This is a genomic window from Methanosarcina mangrovi, from assembly GCF_052057765.1.
In the GTDB taxonomy this organism is placed as follows: domain Archaea; phylum Halobacteriota; class Methanosarcinia; order Methanosarcinales; family Methanosarcinaceae; genus Methanosarcina.
The window spans coordinates 2,406,967-2,428,063 of record NZ_CP195120.1 but is presented as its reverse complement, the minus strand read 5'-3'; the positions used below and the strand labels follow the sequence as shown (position 1 = coordinate 2,428,063).

The following is a 21,097-nucleotide window of genomic DNA, read 5'->3' as shown; positions in this document are numbered from 1 at the left end:
ATGCGGATTTGATTCGCTTAATCAGAACTTGATTTCAGAAATACTGCTTCCAAAAACATATCCTTTATTCTGATTAATTAAATAAAGTGATTTTTATGAGATTGAGAGGTCAGATAGCTGTTGTAACCGGTGGGGGAAGAGGGATTGGAAGGGCGATATGCCTTGCACTCGCAGAAGAAGGAGCAGACATTGTAATTGCTGCAAGGACAGAAAAAGAGATTCGGGAAACTGCCCGGATGGTAGAAAGAGCAGGTGGAAAAGCGCTTGCTGTAAGGATGGATATCCGAAAGGAAGAAGAGGTCAAAAAAATGATTTCAGAGGCCGTAAAAGCCTTTGGGAGGATTGATATTCTCATAAACAACGCAGGGGTAGCATACAGGAAGTATCTTGTAGATACCTCAACAGAAGAATACGAAATTACTATGGATACGAATGTAAAAGGCATGTTTTTTTGCACAAAGTACGCCCTTCCCCATCTGCTTAAGAGGGGAGAAGGCAGGATCATAAATATATCCTCAGGTGCAGGAAAGCACGGGATGCCAAAACTCTCGATATACTGTGCCTCAAAATTTGCAGTAATAGGTTTTACCGAGTCTGTCGCTTATGAAATCGGAGGAGGCCTTCAGGTGTATGCTGTCTGCCCTGCCAGTGTAGATACGGATATGTACCGCTCGCTGCACCTGGATAAACCTATCCTGAAATCCGAAGACGTTGCAAGGAAGGTCCTTGAGCTCTGTTTGCCAGAAACGACTCTTCCTTCCGGCTCTTCAATTGAGATTTACAGACCTCCTGTAAGAGTGGTTTAATTCAGGTTTTGCTTGTTTGAAAGAGATACAAAAAAGACAAAACTAGACAAAAAAGACAAAACTGGACAAGTTCTGAAGAGGACAAATCTGATACAAGGTGGAAGCATGTTCAAAAACCGTAAAGATGCGGGAGAGAAACTGGCTCAGGCACTTGAAAGGTACAGGACTAAAAATCCTCTTGTCCTTGCTATCCCACGCGGGGGAGTGGAAGTGGGGCTGCAGGTTTCAAGGAAGCTAGGTGCTGATTTCTCTCTTATTATTGTAAGGAAATTGCCTTTTCCTGACAACCCGGAAGCCGGATTCGGAGCTATAGCCGAGGATGGGAGCACCTTTATTTTTGAAAATGCCGTTTACTGGCTTGCCAGGGAAACCATTGAAAAGATCAAGCAGGAACAGATTGCTGAGGTCAAAAGACGCGTAAATGCTTTAAGAGGGGGAAATCCTCTGCCTGAACTCGCAGGAAGAACCGTGATTCTTGTCGATGATGGGATTGCCATGGGCTCTACCATGCGGGCAGCTATTGAACTCTGCAGAGCTCGGAAAGCAGGAAAAGTTATAGTTGCTGTGCCTGTAACAGGGAGAGAGGCAGCAGATGCGATTGAAAAAGAAGCCGATGAACTCATTGTACTCGATATGCCTATCAATTTCAGGGCTGTTGCTCAGGCTTATGAAAACTGGTATGATGTTTCGGATGAAGAAGTGCTTGACCTGCTCAGGGAGAGGATCAGGGAAAAAACGGGAAAAGAACATGAGTTTGACCAATCTGCACTATTAACCTGAAAGAGATTCAGAATTAAGAAACCTGAAAAAGATTCAGAATTAAGAAACCTGAAAGAGATTCAGAATTAAGAAACCTGAAAGAGATTCAGAATTAAGAAACCTGAAAAAGATTCAGGCTCAAGAAACACGAAAGAGATGCAGATCAGGACCTTATGCAGTAGATAGCAGAGTTATTTATCAGCTTCAACCCCGATAATTTAACCTAAGGTCAGGAATTTTTCAAGCACCTTTTCCGGAATTATTTTAACTATGTCTTTCCGGGTTTTCTGTCTGATTTTCACATCCGGTGTCAACTTTTTTACAATTCTTCCTCTTTAAAAGCTCTGCATGCCAACACGTCAACATCCTTTGAGCTTTTTTGGCTTCTTCAAGGAATCTTGACTTTTTTGAACAGTAGAATTTCTTTAATGATTAAGCCTGCCAGAATGAGCTGATCGTGATCAACTGAGTTGGCTGGGATTGATTTCTATAAGACAAATATATCTTTTTCTGAGAAACCAGTGTCTTGGCTTACTAAGCGGTTAAATGTAAAAAATGCAAGCAATAACCAACAATCAGTTAAAATCGATTTCCACAAATTTGCATTTCGAATCCTGATAAAGGCGGTCATTGATGTTATATGCTTAGAGATAATTGTTACTAATCTTTGATTCTCCGGTTTTGATCTACTTTTCGTATAATTATAAAACTGATCCCAAAACAAACTTTATTCTCAGATCAATGAAGTTTCAGAACTATTTTCCGCGATCAAAGACCCGGTTGAGAATTTTGAATCCGAGATTCGAAGAAGTAATTTTGAGTTGTGGGATCAGCTCGAAAAGGATCGTATAGTAAAAAAGAACCGAATTTGCATCCGAATTTTTTCCGGATGCACAGAATACAGGAACAAAATTTTGAAAGGTGAAAATGATGAATAGATTTTTGGCTTTAGTCTTTTCTTCGGGAACAATTGTAGGCCTTTCTATGGCTGGATTGGCACTGATTACGAATATTTTGCTGTCTGAACCGGTTTCGTTAAATCCGATACTGGTCTGGTTTTCAATCACATCAGGCCTGTATACGGCGAACAGGTTAATCGAAGGCGATAAAGATGCAGCGGTTGACAATATCATTTCTTCTACGGTAACTGCCTGCAAACCGTTTTTGCTGGTCTTTTCCGTTAGCATGACCTTACTCGGGATATTTCTTGCTTTTCACGAAAAGATTGAACTGGGGCTCTTAATTGTTTTGACAATCTTTTATTTTGCCCTTTATACAACCGACATTAAGAAAACCGTATTCAAAAAAGGGGAAGGCGTGCAAAGGATTATCTTGGTGTAAAAAGCCTGATGGTCGGAATCGGGTTGAGTTTTGTTGTCCTTTATACGGGAATATATTTCCAGACAGGCAACTTCATAGCTCTGACCCTTCTCTGTTTCCGCACCGTCCTCAATGAAGCGATGAATTCGATTATCTATGATATGAAGGATCTTGAAGCCGATCGCATCAATGGTGTTAATACCTTCCCTCTTGTTCTGGGCATCCGGAAAACGAAATATTTCCTCCATTTCATAAATGGGGTAGTAGCAATTCTCACACTTGCCGGTTTTTTCCTTGGGGCTTTTCCTCCCGCCTGTCTGGGATTGCTTGTTTCATTGCCTTATTTTGCATTTCTCATTGAATACCTCGTTCATGAACCTTACAGGAAAGGTCATTTGCTTTTACAGTATACCCTTCTGGACGGCACTTATGTGGTGATGGCTCCTATCGTAATGCTTCTTGCGAATTAAGCCTGGTCCCTGTTGGTTTTTGAATTTATTTTGGGACATAGCAAAGCTTTACGAATTGTTCGGCTTCCTGAATTAAATCAGGGAACCGTTCTCCTTTTTCTCACAACCGGAGTTTAGAATCAGGGTAAAGGAAATCGGAGCTTTTCTATGAAGGGATGTAATCGAAACAGTATGATTTCCGTTCAGGCAGAGTTACGGCTCTGCAGTATGCGTCCCTTTCGTTCCATTTGAAAATAAATTTGGATGGAATTCTTCAATTGAGAATCCAAAACGATTGTAGAACAACCTGAAAATAACAATTTTTCGATTATTCAAAGGTTTTCGTCCTCGCATAATTTAAAGTGTATTACTTAAAGCATACTTAAGGCATATTACTTAAAGTTCATTACTTTTTAAACTTTTAAAAAATTGCCGCGTATCCGTTGTTGCAGGCATTATAGTCATCGCTGTAGCATACATTGTCCAGCCAGTATACCCCAGGTGCGGTTCCGAAAAATCCGGCAACTCTGGATTCTGCATTTTCATACCCATCTACCTGATGTCCCGGAATAATGAAGAAATTATCATCATGGTGGGCACTTGAAACAACGTCCCCACATGGAAGCTCCCAGAACCGCGTATGGTATCCTCCGTAAATCCTGTATTTGCTGTCGGCTACACCGTCTCCGGCAACCCAGCTTCCATCGGGATACGGAAGATAATGGGTGTATTCTACGGGGTAATCAACCCATTTTTGAGAAAGGACTACATTTTTAACAGCCTTCAAACTGTTATCTTCCCAGACGAGGTTTATGGGGTCCTCCACTTTGTAATAAGTCTTGAAGAGGTAAGTAAACTTTGAGTAAGTCCATTGGGGATAAACTAAAGAAGTTGAAGAGGTAGTTAAAGAGGTAATTGAAGAAGCGGTTGAAGGGGTAGTTAAAGAAGCAGTAGTCCACCACTGATATGGTTCACCTTCGGGGGTAAGCACTATAGATTCCCGGGTCACGATTTCTGTCTGATCTCCTGGCTTCAGTTTCAGGCTCCCGCTTTCGGCACTAACAGTAATCTCTTCTCCGTCCTCGACTGAGAAAGTCTGTGACCTTGTAAGGTTATCTACCTTATACTTGCCCTTAAGCTTCTCTCCGGAATAAGTCTCAGTGATTTTGAGCTTTCCGTCTTTTTTGTAATCATAGATTGTTGTCACCTCAACTTCCACCGTATGGGCCTGTTTCCATTCACTCCATCGTGAATCATCAACAGATTTCGCTTCATTTCCTTCCTTCTCGCTGGCAGATTTTTCCGAAGTGGCGCCTGCAGCCGGGACAAGCACTATCCCAAAAAACAGAACCATCAAAACCACAACAATAAGCCTTGATCTTTTATTCTTATTCATCTGATCTACTCCAATTAATTTCATAGAAATGGCGTGAATACGGATCTGATAATTTAAAGAGAAACCTGGGCTCGTATATAACTTTGCTAATTTATCATTTCATATATATTTTTAAACTAAAACTGATAACCAGCTTTTACCTTTTATTACCTAACGTTGTGTTTTTTCCGTAAAATATCAGATAAGTAAAAAGAGCGTTTTCCAGCGTTTCGTTCTTAAAAAGTTAAAGAATTCACTGAACTTTTAATGCAAAAATCTTTATCTTGTATTCTTCCTCGAAAATGTCCAGGCTTTCATTATGAAGAAATTTTCGTGGATGCATTTTAAAAGCGTAAATTGAAGAAAATAATAATAGATACATCCGTGTAATTCTATAGAAAAAGCTCTTGTGTCTCGTTTGTTATTTATAAACTTAATTTATCCGGTCCCCTTCTTTTGAAAATTAGTCAACTTTTCAATTTAAGATGCTCCTTATAAACAAGTATAATTAAAAAACCCATATTGATTAGTAGCATAGTATTAATAAATGTTAAATTTCCTCCAAAAGATAGTTATATCCAGAGTATACAATTAACTTATGCAGTTTTGTCTTTTGAATAAATTCATTTTTTTAAGCTGGAACTGCAGTCAGAAGGAGGAAATCTTTTATGGAAACTTTTAAGGGACTTGTTTATGTAAAATATGGAAGAGTCGGGAGCAAAAGTGAGGGCCCGGATTATTATCTTCAGACAAGGGATAAGGAATATCTACTGAAATACGCAGAAAGGTATCTATGGGAACTGGACTACTATCTTGAGTTTTTCTGCCGTAAATTTGTTGAAGTTACTGGAGAACTTGATATGGGGACGACTACTATAAAAATAAAAAGTGTCCGAGAAATCTGTGTAGGGCTTATCCCCCAAAAGGACGAAGTACAGTCGATTGAGAAAACAGAGTGAAATTTACGTAAGTTTGCTTATCTTTAATTTGGTATTGGGCACTCTATATTTTACTATGATATACTTTAATATTAAAATATATTTTATAAAATACATAATATCACCGTGGTGTATTTTACTAAAATATACAATTACCAAGCTTATTTTGACAAATTTTGGTTATGTGATAGGAAGCCGAAACAACATAATTTGCTTTTTTTAACGGAGCTTGTCTCGCTCGACGAAGGAGAGCGGCCAGTCCCAAAAAGCAATAAAGAAAAATTAGCTTCTTGTTCTGTTTTTTATATAGGAAAATTTACTGAATTCTATCATCAAAGCCTTTTCTAAAAAGTCTTTTATTTCCTCTTTTGCACTTTTTGGTGGCCCGAGCTCGCACTAGGCAGGAAGATAGAATTATGTTCTCCAATGATATATGGAAAGGTAAGCTCAAAAGATATAAATTCTAAGGAAAAGGAGGCTGTTTGTTGGGGAGTAAATCTGTCTCTTCAAAAGACAGTGCCGCTAAAGAAACACTCTCAGAAGATTTCAAACCGTATCTCGAAAAATTATCTTTTGCGGAAAAAATCTCTCCATATTTAATTTCACGCTATGGTGAACCGAATCTTCTTTTTTTCTTAATAATATCTTTTGGAGTCGGCATCGCATTATTTCTTATAGGCAGCGAGTTGCAATCACGATTTATCTTCTTTCTTGGAATTCCTTTCCTGTTATTTGCATCTATTTTCTATGAAGCGAGAGCTTACTACCTCTCAAGAATATGTAAAAAATGCGGCAGGGAATTTGCTTATCTAAAAACCAAAAAACCGATGATAGCTGATGACTGGTCCCAAATAATAAAGATCATTAGATACTACAGGTGCAAGTATTGTGGGCATGAAGATGTGGAAACAAAGAATGCAATATCCGCATATGTTCCGTGAACGGGTGTAATTTGCTAATTTTTTTCTGGCCGGTTAGCTGACTATTTTAGTAGTAAAAATTAGTTTTCTTGTTCTGTTTTTAAAAAGCGAAAATATTTACTGAGCCCTGTCTTTGTGAAGCCTTTTATTTTTGTTTTTTTCATTTTAGGACCGGCCCGAGCTAACGCTCAATGAAAAGACAGGTTCAGTATAGTGAATATATTTTTTCGGGAAGATTTTCATAACTTTATTTTTATATTTCGACGGCAGTCCCTTTTAACAAATTCCTGACAACCGCCTCTAAAAGTTTCCCGCTATCTTCCTGCGACCTTCTGAGTTTTGCCTCTGTTCATTATATAAATGGTTTTTAATTTTTGCAATGATGTTTTCCTCTCTTAGACCTTATCCAAGGTACTAATTGGTTCTCTTTTTTCCTCTCTATTCTCTCTAATTTCATAGTAACCGCAACACTCACATTTGTAGTAATGTTTTGTAATTATTGTGTTCCCTTTGTAAATTATATCCGGCTTTTTGTATTCTATCGCTTCTATTCTTTTGCACTGCTTACAATAAGTTTTTTGATGGCTAATTCTTCCCTTTTCGGCAGGATAAAGCTCATATGTCCGAAGAGTTTCGCGGTTGCATAGCCTGCACATATAATACCTTGTTTCTGTCAGGTGTGCTTATTTCTCTTATATCACGCTTTTTATATTCTTCACACGCAAGATATTTTCCGCATTTCCCACATCTTGTATTCTGGTAACACTCAAATACCTTAGGAAGATGTAAAGCCAGATAGCCACAGGCAAACATTCCAATAAAAAGTAGGCAGGTAAGCAATATTTTGTCTAAAAAATAATAAGCAAATCCTATAAGAAAAAACAAATTTGCAAGGATATAAAGAACGATTGAAAAATCCTGGCAAATTAGTTCTATGAGCTGACTGTTTCCCCGGGTTATTTTGATCAAATAATTTATTTCATTTTTAAAAGATTCGCCCAATGGAGGACTCATAGAGTATTCACAAAAATGAGTTTTTGTACCAGGGCTGTAGTAAGTAATTCTACCATCTTCTTCTTTGATTCCAATCTTATCCGTTTCGTAAGGTTTTTCCATATTCGGTCTCATTCGGTTCTGTGGAGTTCCGTTTTGGAAAGATTTTCTTCAGTTTCTGGAGCTGTTTTGTCAGGTGCTCTGGGGCTGTTACAGTCAACTCCGAAAAAAAGCCCGAAATCCCTTTAATCAGTATAAGTTTCCACTTATATTTTGATTTCGTGATAGCCGCAGTATTTGCATTTATGGTATCTTCTTTTACTCTCGCTGTAAGGATCTCTTATTATGTCAGCAATCCTGGTATTCTTCTATTGCACCAGCTCTTCCACACTGTTTGCATGTGTAGCCTTTTGATTTTTTTAGTTTTTTCCCGTAATGGTGGCTCATGTATTGAGGCTCGATTTTTATATCTTTATATCCACAGTTTTTGCAACACCAGTACCTTGTCAGGGTTTTCACACAGGTATCGGTTCGGCTTTCTTCTTTCATTAAGTGGGCCTGGAATTCCTCCAGAACTAAATGTTGCCCACAATTTTTGCAGTAAGAATCCATGTAATACTCCATTGCAAAATCGTAATTAGTGCTCAGATAAAAAAAGGCAGTTCCTATCATAGCTGTAAGAATTTTTCAGGCAAATAGGAAGTCATTGGATTTCCTGGGAAAAAACACCAGAAATGAAAATAATACTATAAAGATAATGAGGAGTTTGGGCAATAATCGGGCTCTCTTTTGAATTTCTTCTGCTCCAAGACTGTTGATCAGATCGATAGCTTTTTTCTTTCCTTTGGGGCTGTATTTATCCATCTTACCTTTTTCCGGCCTCCAGCCTGCAAGATCTTTGTCAAGGTCAATGCGGACAACTCTGTAAGGCGCAAGGAATCCGTCTTCAATTCCCTGTTTCAGGGAATAGGTGTAAATTGGTTCTCCGAAGTAATGGGTGTTGGATACATCTTTTGTTTCCTTCGGGGTTGCAGTCAACCCGATCTGGGTTGCCGAGGAGAAATACTCAAGGATCTCTCGCCAGGCCGAATCTTCAGCTGCGCTTCCCCTGTGACACTCGTCTACGATCACAAGGTCGAAAAAATCTGGAGAAAACTGCTTGTAAATGTTTTTTTCTTCTTCTGTGCCGGAAACCGCCTGATAGAGGGACAGGTAAATTTCATAGGACTTCTCAGCTTCCCGGTTCTTTATTTTTGTCATTGCCTTGCCGAAATGCTTGAAATCGTTGATCTTCGTCTGGTCAACGAGAATGTTTCGGTCTGCCAGAAAAAGAATCCTTTTCTTTACCCCTGCCTTCCAGAGGCGCCAGATGATCTGAAAAGCCGTAAGTGTTTTTCCCGTACCTGTTGCCATAACCAGCAGGATACGGTCCTGCCCCTTCGCAATTGCCTCTACTGTACGGTTAATTGCTATTCGCTGGTAGTATCTCAGAGATTTCCGTTGATCAGCAAAATAGTCCTGAGTAACGATTTTCTGCCTTCCATCGTCGAGCCCTTTCCATTCACAGTATTTCTGCCAGAGAAAATCAGGGGAAGGAAATTTGTCGAGAGATAGTTCTTCCTCTACCTTTCCCAGCGTCCCTGTCCGGTCGTGAAGTAAAAAGGAGTCTCCGTTCGAGCTGAAAGCAAAAGGAATGTCCAGCATCTCAGCATATACAAGCGCCTGCTGCATGCCTTCCCCCACAGTATAGATATTCCGTTTAGCTTCCACCACTGCAAGAGGAAGGTTGGGTTTATAGGAAAGGATGTAATCGGCTCTCTTTGGTTGTCCCCTGCTTGCGGAAGAGCCTTTGACAATGATCCTGCCTTTTGTAAGATTCACTTCTTCCCGGATCTGGCGTTCGTCCCAGTTAGCCTGCTTGATAGCAGGTGTGATAAACTTTGAGCAAATATTCCTTTCACTCAGTTCTTTTTTATCGATTTTTTCCATTTGCAGTCATCCGGCAGAATTCACTATCACTTTAGACGGTAAGTAATTTTCACTGTTATTCACTACTTTAACTATTAAATTTCTTGTGTTTTTTAAATTCTGCAGGGATAATTGCTTTTCAGCAATCTTAGGCATTTTTTACAGTATTTTTATAATTTTCAGATTTAATTATACAATCAGTATAACATTAGCTCATTAAACCAAAAGTTATTAGAACTCACTAACGAGTATATCTCTGCATTGCGATTATTCGTTAAAAATAATATATACTACCAATGCATAGTATGAATTGCGTTCTCATCAAATGAACACCCACTAACAAACAAACACCTACTCCAAAAAGATCTACCCCACACTAAAAGATTAAAAAACGGAAGATTCACAACCCACAACCCACAAGTCAAATAACTCAAACCTCTTCCCAAACTAGAAAATTAAAAGTTAAAGATTTTAGAACTCTTTCGGAACTTCCAGGTTTTTTAGATGGGAACGCAAACTCTTTTCAAAACAAATAAAAAATTAAATAGTTGTCCTAAACAATTTCAAATAGTTTTTAGTCTATTAGTATTTATCCCATATTAAAATGTAAATTTTTAGCACGGTAAATTTTAAGTGTAGTCGCTAATTTAACTGCTATTTTCTGCACTTTTTAACTCTTGCAGAAATAACTACTCCTCAGCGTGATTCGGCATCTTTTATATCATTTTTTACATGTATTTTTATATTATTTTTATAATTTTTATATTTTATCATATGACAAGTGTAACATTGGATTATCGAACTAACTATTATTATAATACACTAACGATTATATCTCCGCGTTGCGATTATTCGTTAAAAATAATATATACTACCAATGCATAGTATGAATTGCGTTCTCATCAAATGAACACCCCACTAGCAAATAAACACCTACTCCAAAAAGATCTACCCCACACTAAAGAGATTAAAAAACGAAAATTCTCACCCCACAAGTCAAATACCTCAAACCTCTTCCCAAACTAAAAAATTCTAAAGTTAAATCTTTTAAACGCCTTTCGGAACTTCCAGGTTTTTGAGATGGGAACGCACCTTTTTTAAATACAAAATTTAAAAACAAAAATTCAATCTTCTTATTGATTACTTTTTATCTTTTCAATCTTCTTCAATCATTTTTTATCTGCTTCAACCTTTTTCAGAATCCCTTCTGCGGCCATGATTCCGGTTGCAGCGGCATTGACTATATCCCTTGAAAGCCCTGCTCCATCTCCTGCTGCAAAGAGGTTTTTGATGCTGGTCTCCATCCGGCGGTCGACTTTCAGGTGCATGGCGTAGAATTTGACTTCAGGGGCGTAAAGCAGGGTTGAGTCCGAGGCAACACCTGGAATAATCTCGTTTAAGGTCTCAAGGCCTTCGATTATATCCATAACAATCCTGTGCGGGAGAGCCATTGAGATATCGCCGGGTGTGACGTCTTTTAAGGTGTTTATAACCAGGTTTTTGGCAAGGCGCTCTTTTGTAGAACGGCGCCCACGCCTGAGGTCGCCCATGCGCTGGAGGACAGGCTTTCCTCCGCCGATTGTTGTTGCAAGTTTTGCTATTGAGCGGGCGTATTTGGTTGTGTTTTCCATGGGCTCGGTCAGTTCGATATGGACAAGAAAAGCGAAATTGGTGTTTTCTGACTCCTTATTCGTCATTGAATGCCCGTTGGTTGCAATAAAGTCCTCATATTCTTCCTTTACGACAAAGCCACGCCTGTTAGTACAGAAAGTTCTGACAAAGTCATCGTAGCGGCGGCTCTGGATATGGAACTTGGGATCGCGGTTGATTTTCGTTACAGGGTCCATAATAATTGCAGGGACTTCCACCCTGACTCCTATATCAATTCCTCCGTAACGGGCTTCTATGCCATGCTTTTCAATCATTTCCGAAACCCAGTTGCAACCCCTTCTTCCCGGAGACAGGACCACATAACGTGCCCGGATGACCTTGCCGTTCGAGAGTATGGCACCCTTGCACGTTTCACTCTCGATCAGCAGGTCCCGGACTTCGGTCTCGATCAGGAAGTCCACGCCTTTATCAACAAGGTTCTGTTTGAAAAGCCCAATGACCGCAGGAGCATTGTCCGAACCTATATGCCGCTGCTTGATTTCGATAAAGCGGGCTCCGACCGAAGCTGCCCTGCGTTTTAACTCCTCTATTTCCGGACCTTCGGTCAGGAGCGCCCCTTGAGGCGCACCGAACTTAAGAAAAACTTTATCAACCCTATCAACCAGTTCCCAGGCTTCAGTCTGGTCTCCGGTCAGGGCTGCCAGGTCCCCTCCTATGTCAGGCCGCAGGTTCAGGGTTCCGTCCGAAAAAGTCCCGCAGCCCCCAACCCCGCACATAATCTCACAGGGGGCGCAGTGCATGCAGTAGCTCTGGTTTTTCATCGGGCAGAGGCGTTTGTCGATGTCCCTGCCCATATCAATAACAAGAATTTTCAGCTTCCCGGCTGCAAGCTCGTAAGCTGCAAACATCCCCGCAGGTCCTGCCCCTATAATCACGACATCATATGCGGAGTCTATCTTTTCTTCTTCAACAGCCTGGTTTTCGTTACCCATAGGCAACTCCCTTGAAATTTCTGACGCTATAACCGGAATAACCTGTGAATTTCTCTATGCCCGCCAGTATGAACTTCTTGATACCCTTAGGTAAATTCCCACAATTCTTAACCTATTATTATATTCCCTGCTTGTATTTACACCCACCCCAATACTAACCCTGCCTCAATGGAATCTGGTCTCTTCGGCAAATGCAAATATCCATAACGTAGAAACTGTGCCCGTGGGCTCGTAAGTTCCCAAAGGTTATTTCTTCAAGCAGTTCCCTCGATTCGGGATGGAATCTGCACTGAGGCCTCTCTCGGCAGGCTTCATCTTCAGACACAGCTTTCAGTTTGCCCGTGTACAGGGCAGGCATAGTCCAATCACTGGATAAAAGTAAGTGCAAGCATGAAGGCCATAAACAGGCAGGCGAACGCCATGAACAAAAGCAACTTTTGCAAATAATCCTCCTCCTTTCCCACTATTTTAATAATCTTTCCCACTACCTTACTATATGTAACTCACAGTATAAACAACTTCCACCAATAAATAAAAATATACATAAAAAGTAGATAAATATTCTATGAAATCTCCTGGCAGCTATCCCCCACATTCCTCGAAATTTCAGAAGAATGTCTTACTTACCACAAAAACAAAATAAAGCTCATCACTGACTGAATCATTTATTTTGCTCGAGATATCGAGATTTGGCTGCCTTGAGCATATCAACTGCTGCTTCGAGACCTTCCCACCCAATAACTATTACATGTTTGCCCTCCAAGTTTTTATAAGTTTCAAAGAAGTGAATGATTTCCTTTAACAGGTGAGGAGGGACCTGTTCAATTGTTTCTATATAATTCCACAATGGGTCGGTCTCCGGAACACAGAGTATCTTTTCGTCTCTCCCTTTATCGTCTTTCATATCAAGCAATGCAACAGGATGCACATCTATTACACAGCCTGGAAACGTAGGCTCCCAGGTTAAAACAAGGGCATCCAGAGGGTCCCCGTCAAGAGCTAGAGTGTCGGGAAAAAAACCATATTCACAGGGATATACCATTGAAGAAAAAAGCATTCTGTCGAATTTAACAACTTTCTTTTCCTTATCATATTCATATTTGTTCCGACTTCCCTTTGGAATTTCGATGATCACACTTTCGACCTGTCTTTCAGTCATATCAACACTTCCTGTTTATTGAATTCATTCCAAAACTTGATTTAGCTTGATTTATCTTGATTTAGCTTTGTTATTGCTGCTAACATCAAACTCCAGGGTACGACTTTTCTTTGATTTCATACGCGGAAATACTTTCTTACCCCACTCTATCCAGCTAAAGATTCATTGGTTTGAAAGTTCATTAAGGATTTCCTTACAGCACCTGTGACACTTACAGGAATGGAAGCAACGAACTGTTAGCCATAGTTACGGGGCACATCTTTTCCGTTACGACGTTTTCAGTTACGACCTGTTGTAACAATCCGGAAGTCTTGAAATCTTGAATTCTGATCCTCCCGAGTTTTGTTTAGAGATCACGGGAAATCGAAGATTTGCTGGAGAGCAGTTTGTTTAGCTCACGACAATGTCCGGCTTGATCAGACCACCAACCCTCACTCCTGCGGCTCCCCGGCAATTTGACATTTACAGCTCTGTTCAGGACAGAGTCTGGCGATTTTCACGTGCTTATTGGCCGTTGAGGGCAGAGGGATATTCGGTTTCCTGCCTATAAAAGGTATTGGGAGTGGAGATTTTGGGCGAGTAGATTATTGGGGAAATAGGTTATTGGGGAAATAGGTTATTGGGGAAATAGGTTATTGGGGAAATAGGTTATTGGGGAAATAGGTTATTGGGGGAGGAGATAATATCTAACTGACATCATCTGAGTCTTGGCATCGATGTGACCAAGAATTCACATAAAGCTTGCCCTGTTAATGAGAATAGGAAACAGATCGGGGAGTGCATTCGGATTGAGAATTCAAAGTCAGGTGTTGAATGTTTCAGGAAAATTTTGCAGGGTTTGGTCAGGGAGTTAAGAAATCTGGAAACAGGGAAGTTGTATCATGACCTGATAAAAGACGAGCAAAAACCTGCGACGGAGGTAATCTCCACAAATAGTTCTTCCCCTTCAGTTTATTAAGTATGAAATAATACAGAAAATGAGGAGCTGAATGCCTTAGAAATGATATATAAATATTTTTACACCTTTAAATTTTAGAAAAACATCTAACATGCTCTATTTTTCCCGAAAAAATGATTAGGAATATATAATACAAAGAATAAGGTTCATTATCCCTTAAATAAACTATCCTTTTTGAGTATCCTGATGGCATCATATTTCTGGATTAAAGGGGGGAGTAACGGATATGTGGGTAAATAAATTAACTGTCCTTTTAGCGGTTGCTATATTTCTTATGATTGCGGTTTATAACCCTGCATCCGCCAGGCGGATTATCGTAGATGGCAATGGTTCAGGTGAAGATTTCAAATCTATTCAAAAAGCAGTAAATAATTCGTCTTCGGGAGATATCATTCTTGTTTCTCCGGGTTTCTATAACGAAAGTGTGGATATAGGGATACAGAACATAAGCGTCCTTTCCAAGTCTGAAAATCCTGAGGATACTACTGTTCGGGCTTTTAATGTAAGTGCGAATAATGTTACTGTAAACGGATTCAGTATACATGAAAGTTTAAACATCAACGGTTATTGCTCCAAAATTTCTGACAATATAATTTTTGGTGGAGATGTTGGCAGTGTATCTCCAGGACCGGGTGGCATTATTTTGCTTAATAACACACTTTTGAAGGGTCGCATAGAATTAATTGGTTGCCATGGCAACAAAATTCACAGTAATTATATTTCAAATGAAAAAGGTTCTGGAATTTTCCTTTCTGAATCTTCTTTTAATCAGATAGAGAATAATACTGTTGTAAATTGTAGTGAAGGGGTCCTTATATCCTGGCTCTCATCGGATAACACAGTTAACAATAACATCCTGGCTTCTAATGATCGAGGAATTTTGATTGGAGGGCAAGGAGGAAATTCAATTTCAAATAACACAATTTCAAACAACGATGTTGGGATATGGTTTTGCAGTGATTCTTCGGGTAATCTTGTGACTAATAACAATGTAGAGCAAAACAGGATATATGGAGTATATCTCAATCAGGTCACTGAGGCACCATACAATAGAACGAATCGGTTCTACAACAATATATTCAACAATACAATCAATCTCTATAACCACAGAAGCAGCTATTATACAAAAAAAGCAATAAGCGGGGGTGCTGGAATAATTCCTGTTGCTTGTAATACCACAAAAACAGCAGGCACTAACATTATCGGCGAATCATACATCGGCGGTAATTACTGGGCAAAGCCTGATGGAACCGGATTTTCGCAAACCTGTAATGATTGGGATGGAGATGGAATTGGTGACTCGATCTACATGATTAGTTTGAACATTATTGACTATCTTCCTCTTGTGTCTGCATCCAAACAGGAGCAATCAGTATTTCCTGCCGTAGACTTCAGTGCTAATGTAACAAGTGGTTATGTTCCTTTTTCTATCCAGTTTACAGACCTTTCGCAAAATGCAACAGCAAGGTCATGGGACTTCAACGGTGATGGAATTTGTGATTCTACTGACGCGAACGCTGTTTTTGTGTACACCGCTCCGGGAATCTATACTATCAATTTGACTGTAAGTAATGAAAATGGCACTGTCTCAAGATTATCTGCCGTAATTGCATCTACTCGGCCCCAATATACCCTCACGGAAACTCAAATTACTACTAATAAATCAAATCAAACGCAGCCTGCTATTTATGGGGATAGAATAGTGTGGTTAGACGATCGCAATGGAGAGTATGATTTCTATATGTACGATCTCTCCACCCGGAAGGAAACAAATATAACAGCAAATACGTCGGTTAAGAAGAAACCTGCCATCTATGGAGATAAAATAGTATGGGAGGATTGGCGCAATGTTTCCGGCTGTTCGAACTATGATATCTACATGTACGACCTCTCCACTCAAAAGGAAACTCAGATAACCGACAACAAATCAGTCCCGAATGACCCAGCCATCTATGGGGACAGGATAGTATGGGCGGATGGACGCAATGGAAACTCCGATATTTACATGTACAACTTCTCTACATCCAAGGAAACCAGGATCACTACCAATGAATCATGGCAGATAACTCCTAAAATCTATGGTGACAGAATAGTTTGGGAGGATTCTCGCAATGGGAACCCCGATATCTACATGTACGATATCTCCACCTGTATTGAGACCCGGATTACTGTTGACGATTCATTTCAATACCATCCTGTTATTTATGGCGACAAAATAGTGTGGCAAGATAGTCGCAATGGTGCCTGTGATATCTATGTGTATGATATCTCCACTTCCAAAGAAACTCAAATTACTAACGAGGGATCGTGGGCCTCCGGTCTTACTATCTATGAAGATCGGATAGTATGGAATGACAATAGAGATGGTAACTACGATATTTACATGTACAACCTCTCAACTTTTGAAGAAACTCAGATCACAACCCATGCAAGAGACGATTACAGTCCTGCAATCTATGGTGACAGGATGGTATGGGAAGGTGTCCGAAAGGAAGATAATCGAAATGAATACGTAGTAAATTATTATCCTTACACATTTCAGGATATCTATATGTGTACTCTCTCTGAAGTGGAGCCATCACTGAAAACACCTGTTGCCGACTTCTCTGCAAATGTAACATCAGGGAATGCGCCCTTGAAAGTATTATTTACTGACAACAGTACAGGCGCACCGATTTACTGGTTATGGGATTTCGGAGACGGCATTAATTCAAAACATGCTTTGAATGCAACTCACACATTTGCTGAACCGGGAAAGTACGATGTAAGTCTTACAGTAACGAATGAAAACGGTAGCAATACCTGGGTCAGGCCTGGATATATCACAGTCTCCGAAAGGAAATGAATATCTTAAGTTGAAAAACCGGTGAAAAATCGAAAATCAGTAAAAGAGTCAAGGCTAAGGGGCAAATTGGGACAATCAACAAATCTGACGAAGTAAACCCTTTTGATAAAACAAAACCTTTAGCCTTGCCAGGCAGATTTGAGAACCATTATCAGACCTTTGGTCTTTCAGTTCATTTTCCTGATAATCAGCTTCTTCACAACCTTTTTTCCATCCACTTCGTTATCGGTCTCGTTTTCTTTATTTTCGGAGATTTCAATCCAGACCCCAAAGTTATAGTCGCTGCCTGCCCCAAGGTCCCGGATCCGGATCTCAACGGGCTTTTCTCTTGTAGCTTCCTTTTTTCCTGCGAATTTCTGGTGAAAGGTTTTTGCTGCAGCTTTTTCCGGGGAAGGGGCCGAGAAGACTCCGATCATTCCTCCGTTTTTGTCCGTGGCAATGAAGGTTTTTTCTTTTTTCTCCTGCCCTGCCGGAGCTTCCTTTTTTATGGTTTCCCGCCTGAGCTGCCTCCTGACCCTGTCAAGGGCATCTCCTGAATCCTGTTTTTGCGGGCTCTGCCTCAGGGCTCTGGCTTCGGAAAGGTGCTTTTCTTTTTTCTCGGGCGGGGTGTAGGGAGCTTTTCCCAGAAGCTCGTGCAGGAGCATGATTGCCGCGTGTTTGTCGAGGGGTTCGTTATTGTTCCCGCACTTGGGGGACTGGATGCAGCCAGGGCAGCCGCTTTCGCAGGGGCAGCTCTCAATGGCTTTTAAGGTGCCTTCGAGGACCTCTTCGATCAGGTCGTAGCCTTTTTCGGCATACCCGACTCCGCCCCTGTGCCCGTCGTAGATGAAAATCCCGCTTTTACCACCGAGGTCGGGATGGGAAGGAGTTGATACCCCGCCTACATCGCTCCTGTCCACAAGCAGGTGCAGAGGGTACATGGAAATCATCGCATGCTCAACAGCATGGATCCCGCCCGCAAAGTCAAGCTTATGCTCTTCGATCAGTTCCTGCAGCCTGTTTGGGAGCTTAAGCCAGAGGGCAACTGTCTGAAGGGTTATCGGAGGCATTACAAGGTCATGGGCACTCATAGTCTCGTCACTGTGGGTCTGGATTTTCCTGTACCCTATGATCGTGTCCGTTACCTCCACATCCCCAAGGCCTACCTCCACCTCGGGAGCATGCAGGAGAGGCTTTACCGCATAGGTTTCCCTCATCTGGACCGAGGAATCTATCATGGGTTTTGTGTAGTAACTGTCGTGCGTCTTTACGGTATGGATTTCCTTTTTCTCATGGTCGATCCTGTTTATGTAAAAGGGCTCTCCCCTGTGCATATAAACAGCACCTGGATGGCATTCCCGGAAAGCCAGGGTCTCCTCTATGTCTTTTTCGAGAGGAAAGCTCCTTTCCCCTTCAAAGGCAAGCAGAGAATAAGTATTATTATCAATTCCCCTGAGGGAGACATGTTTGTAAGGGAAAGAGTCCGTGGAATACTTCAGGTCGCTGCCCGCAAGCAGCCCTTCGGCTTCCAGGAGCTCAACGACTCTTGGATACCCGCTGCCGAAATACTTTTCATCGGATGCCCTGAGAGGGATTTCCTTTGCTGCACAGAGCAGGTGCCCTGCCAGGATATAGGGGTTTTTAGGGTTGAGCACGGCATTTTCACTGCTTCTTGCAAAAAAGTCATCAGGGTTTCTCATATAGTACTGGTCAAGGGCATTTGTGCCGGCTACCATAAGGACAAGACTCTCGTTCCCGCTCCTGCCTGCCCTCCCCGCCTGCTGCCTTGCACTCATGACCGTGCCGGGATAGCCGTCAAGAATACAGGCATCCAGCCCACCTATATCTATCCCGAGTTCAAGGGCATTTGTGGAAATGACGCCTCTGAGCTCTCCGGAATTCATTTTCTTTTCGATATCTTCTCTCTCCCGGTCAAAATAACCGCTCCTGTAAGAGCAGACCGCAGAAGAGAGCCCGCGTTCCCTCAAAAGTTCCCTGCAACTCTTATACATGCGCTCCACCCCCTGCCTGGACCGTGTAAAGGCAAGGGTCTGAAGCCCTGCTTGGACTGCCCGAGTAAAAAGAGTTGAGGTCTCGGAAAAGCTGCTTCTTCGGAGTGTGCACCCCTTTCCGTTCAGGTAAAGAGGGGGGTTCCAGAACACAAATTTCTGGGAACCATGTGAAGATCCGTTATTTTCAACTACCCCGACTTCCCTGCCCAGAAGGGTTTCAGTATGTTCTTTCGGGTTCCCTATAGTTGCCGAACAGCAGATAAACTGAGGTGATGCCCCATAATACTCCGCAACCCGCAGGAGCCTTCTGAGCACGTTTGCCATATTGCTTCCTATAACTCCCCTGTAGTAATGGCTCTCGTCAACAACAATGAATTTGAGGTTTGAAAAAAAGCGTCTCCAGAGGTGGTGCCATGCCAGGAAACTCATGTGCACCATCTCAGGATTTGTGAAAACAATATTAGTATGCCCTTCCCTGATTTCCCTCTTCTGGGCTGCGGTCAGGGCGCCGGTATAACGGGCTATGCCTGCTCCTGACTTAAGTGCCCCCTCAAATTCCAGGAAAGCCTTTAGCTGGTCGTTTACAAGGGCGTTCAGAGGAGAAATATAGAGGGCGGTAGCCTCGGGGTCTTTCAGGACAGCTTCAAAAATCGGGATCATGTAAGTAAGGGACTTTCCGCTTGCAGTGCTTGTGGAGAGCACCAGGTCTTTTCCTTCCCTTACCCTTTCGATTGCTTCAGCCTGATGAGAATATAAGGATTCAATTCCGATATCTGCAAGAGCAGCTTTCAGCTTTGCTTCCAGTTCAATAGGAGCATAAAGGGCATCCTTTGCCGGGATTTCCTCGACGTGGACTATCTGGTTTTCGTAGCGGCTGGAAGCTTTTATTTCATTCAGCAGGCGAGAGATGTCCATTTTTCAGCTCCGTTTTGTTTTATTCGTATCCTGAATTCTGATCGTCCCTGGTGGGATGAGATTTTGATACCTCTATTTTTCAAGTGTGGATGAAGCTTACGCTTCAATTTGATCGAAGCCTGAAGGCTCGAGCGGAGGGTGCCGAAGAACAGGATAGATGAAAGATGCCATTCAACTTCTTGTTCCGGAATAATATTAATCTATTGATTGCCACGTGTTTCGCTTCCCGAATTGCGCCTCGGGAGTACGCAGTCCTTTTCGCTTCGCTCAAGAGGACTAATTTAACAATTGTTGGTTGTTCGATGCAGGAGAGTGGTTTTTCCCACGAAAAAGAAGGAAAAGATGTTTAAAAAGCAGAAGTAAAACGTGAAAGAAGTGAAAAAAGCAATATTAAGGAGTTTATCCTGTAATTTTAATTTTATTGCTTTTATTTCCGGACTTCAAGAGCTTTTTGCCGTTTTACGAACCTTGCCCCCATCTCAAAGGCTTTTTCACAGTCTTTCGGGAATACTTCTTTTCGCCTCTTTGCCTTCTCCTCGGGATTAAACCTATCGGCAACATACTTTGAATAATCATCGAACTGGTAGGTGTCGGTGCTGCATAGTGATTCGGAATATCCGAAGATTCTTGTTGCAACTCTTTTATTCAATTCTATAAGCTTATCAATACCAAATACTTCAAAAAGTTCCTCTGTAACATTCATTGTATAAATAAAACCAATAGGGATATTTTTCGGATAGAGCGAGGGTAAGTCATTCGAGTAAACGAGATATGGAAACACATAGCGTTCCATGAATGACCTCATCTCGCCTGTCAAATTTCCGAGATAGATTGGAGATCCCAGGATCACAGCATCAGCATCATCCAACCTCTCAAGTACAGGTGTCAGTTCATCCTTCATTGCGCATTTCCCATAGCTTTTCCCGCCCTTCAATTTACAGGCAAAACAACTTGTGCAGCCTTTAAAATCGAGGTCGTAGAGGTGGATTATTTCTGTTTCCGCACCTTCCGAAGCTGCACCTTCAAGAGCTTTTTCCAGCAGGGTTGCCGTATTCCATTTCTTTCTTGGGCTTCCGTTTATGGCTATTACTTTCATGA

15 protein-coding genes and 1 pseudogene are annotated in these 21,097 nt (G+C 41.3%); 6 read left to right on the top strand and 10 right to left on the bottom strand.

Features of this window, described 5'->3' with window-relative positions:
* Window positions 1-95 precede the first annotated feature (95 nt).
* Both ACSAZL_RS10835 and ACSAZL_RS10830 read left to right on the top strand, forming a co-directional pair.
* Complete coding sequence (locus tag ACSAZL_RS10835) at window positions 96-806, top strand: SDR family NAD(P)-dependent oxidoreductase (RefSeq protein ID WP_440948676.1); 711 nt, start codon at window positions 96-98, stop codon at window positions 804-806.
* A gap of 105 nt (window positions 807-911) precedes the next feature.
* Complete coding sequence (locus ACSAZL_RS10830; RefSeq protein WP_440948675.1) at window positions 912-1,586, top strand: phosphoribosyltransferase; 675 nt, start codon at window positions 912-914, stop codon at window positions 1,584-1,586.
* Between the two features lie 734 nt (window positions 1,587-2,320).
* Here ACSAZL_RS10830 and ACSAZL_RS10825 read toward each other — a convergent pair.
* Window positions 2,321-2,752, bottom strand: coding sequence for a hypothetical protein (locus tag ACSAZL_RS10825; protein ID WP_440948674.1), 432 nt, complete (start codon window positions 2,750-2,752; stop codon window positions 2,321-2,323).
* 162 nt (window positions 2,753-2,914) lie between these two features.
* Here ACSAZL_RS10825 and ACSAZL_RS10820 point away from each other — a divergent pair, with 162 nt between their 5' ends.
* The gene (locus tag ACSAZL_RS10820) at window positions 2,915-3,355 is read left to right on the top strand and encodes a UbiA family prenyltransferase (protein ID WP_440948673.1); all 441 of its coding nucleotides are present in this window, start codon (window positions 2,915-2,917) and stop codon (window positions 3,353-3,355) included.
* A gap of 400 nt (window positions 3,356-3,755) precedes the next feature.
* Here the strand turns inward: ACSAZL_RS10820 and ACSAZL_RS10815 are convergent, their stop codons facing one another.
* The gene (locus tag ACSAZL_RS10815) at window positions 3,756-4,730 is read right to left on the bottom strand and encodes a hypothetical protein (protein ID WP_440948672.1); all 975 of its coding nucleotides are present in this window, start codon (window positions 4,728-4,730) and stop codon (window positions 3,756-3,758) included.
* A 647-nt stretch (window positions 4,731-5,377) separates the two neighbouring features.
* Here ACSAZL_RS10815 and ACSAZL_RS10810 point away from each other — a divergent pair.
* Both ACSAZL_RS10810 and ACSAZL_RS10805 read left to right on the top strand, forming a co-directional pair.
* Window positions 5,378-5,668: a hypothetical protein gene (locus tag ACSAZL_RS10810; RefSeq protein WP_440948671.1), complete on the top strand. Its 291-nt coding sequence runs from the start codon at window positions 5,378-5,380 to the stop codon at window positions 5,666-5,668.
* A 464-nt stretch (window positions 5,669-6,132) separates the two neighbouring features.
* Complete coding sequence (locus ACSAZL_RS10805) at window positions 6,133-6,588, top strand: hypothetical protein (RefSeq protein ID WP_440948670.1); 456 nt, start codon at window positions 6,133-6,135, stop codon at window positions 6,586-6,588.
* A 594-nt stretch (window positions 6,589-7,182) separates the two neighbouring features.
* On the opposite strand, the gene ACSAZL_RS10800 is transcribed toward ACSAZL_RS10805, so the two are convergent.
* From ACSAZL_RS10800 to ACSAZL_RS10775, 6 genes and pseudogenes are all read right to left on the bottom strand, one after another.
* The gene (locus tag ACSAZL_RS10800) at window positions 7,183-7,695 is read right to left on the bottom strand and encodes a hypothetical protein (protein ID WP_440948669.1); all 513 of its coding nucleotides are present in this window, start codon (window positions 7,693-7,695) and stop codon (window positions 7,183-7,185) included.
* 213 nt (window positions 7,696-7,908) lie between these two features.
* Window positions 7,909-8,232 carry a hypothetical protein gene (locus ACSAZL_RS10795; protein WP_440948668.1) on the bottom strand — a complete coding sequence of 108 codons (324 nt, stop codon included), beginning with the start codon at window positions 8,230-8,232 and terminating at the stop codon, window positions 7,909-7,911.
* Between the two features lie 180 nt (window positions 8,233-8,412).
* Window positions 8,413-9,549 (bottom strand): annotated as a pseudogene (gene hsdR / locus ACSAZL_RS10790) (EcoAI/FtnUII family type I restriction enzme subunit R); the annotation flags it as partial.
* 1,148 nt (window positions 9,550-10,697) lie between these two features.
* On the bottom strand, window positions 10,698-12,131 hold the full coding sequence (locus tag ACSAZL_RS10785; protein WP_440948667.1) for an NAD(P)/FAD-dependent oxidoreductase: 1,434 nt from the start codon (window positions 12,129-12,131) through the stop codon (window positions 10,698-10,700).
* 154 nt (window positions 12,132-12,285) lie between these two features.
* On the bottom strand, window positions 12,286-12,489 hold the full coding sequence (locus ACSAZL_RS10780) for a hypothetical protein (RefSeq protein ID WP_440948666.1): 204 nt from the start codon (window positions 12,487-12,489) through the stop codon (window positions 12,286-12,288).
* 303 nt (window positions 12,490-12,792) lie between these two features.
* On the bottom strand, window positions 12,793-13,290 hold the full coding sequence (locus ACSAZL_RS10775; RefSeq protein WP_440948665.1) for an inorganic diphosphatase: 498 nt from the start codon (window positions 13,288-13,290) through the stop codon (window positions 12,793-12,795).
* Window positions 13,291-14,474: 1,184 nt separating this feature from the next.
* On the opposite strand from ACSAZL_RS10775, the gene ACSAZL_RS10770 reads away from it, so the two are divergent.
* Window positions 14,475-17,093 (top strand): NosD domain-containing protein, encoded by a 2,619-nt coding sequence (locus ACSAZL_RS10770; protein WP_440948664.1) that lies wholly within the window; start codon window positions 14,475-14,477, stop codon window positions 17,091-17,093.
* 167 nt (window positions 17,094-17,260) lie between these two features.
* Here ACSAZL_RS10770 and ACSAZL_RS10765 read toward each other — a convergent pair whose 3' ends face one another.
* Both ACSAZL_RS10765 and ACSAZL_RS10760 read right to left on the bottom strand, forming a co-directional pair.
* Window positions 17,261-19,999 carry a DEAD/DEAH box helicase gene (locus ACSAZL_RS10765; RefSeq protein ID WP_440948663.1) on the bottom strand — a complete coding sequence of 913 codons (2,739 nt, stop codon included), beginning with the start codon at window positions 19,997-19,999 and terminating at the stop codon, window positions 17,261-17,263.
* Window positions 20,000-20,426: 427 nt separating this feature from the next.
* Entirely contained in the window at window positions 20,427-21,095 is a 669-nt protein-coding gene (locus ACSAZL_RS10760) for a flavodoxin family protein (RefSeq protein ID WP_440948662.1), read from the bottom strand.
* Window positions 21,096-21,097 lie beyond the last annotated feature (2 nt).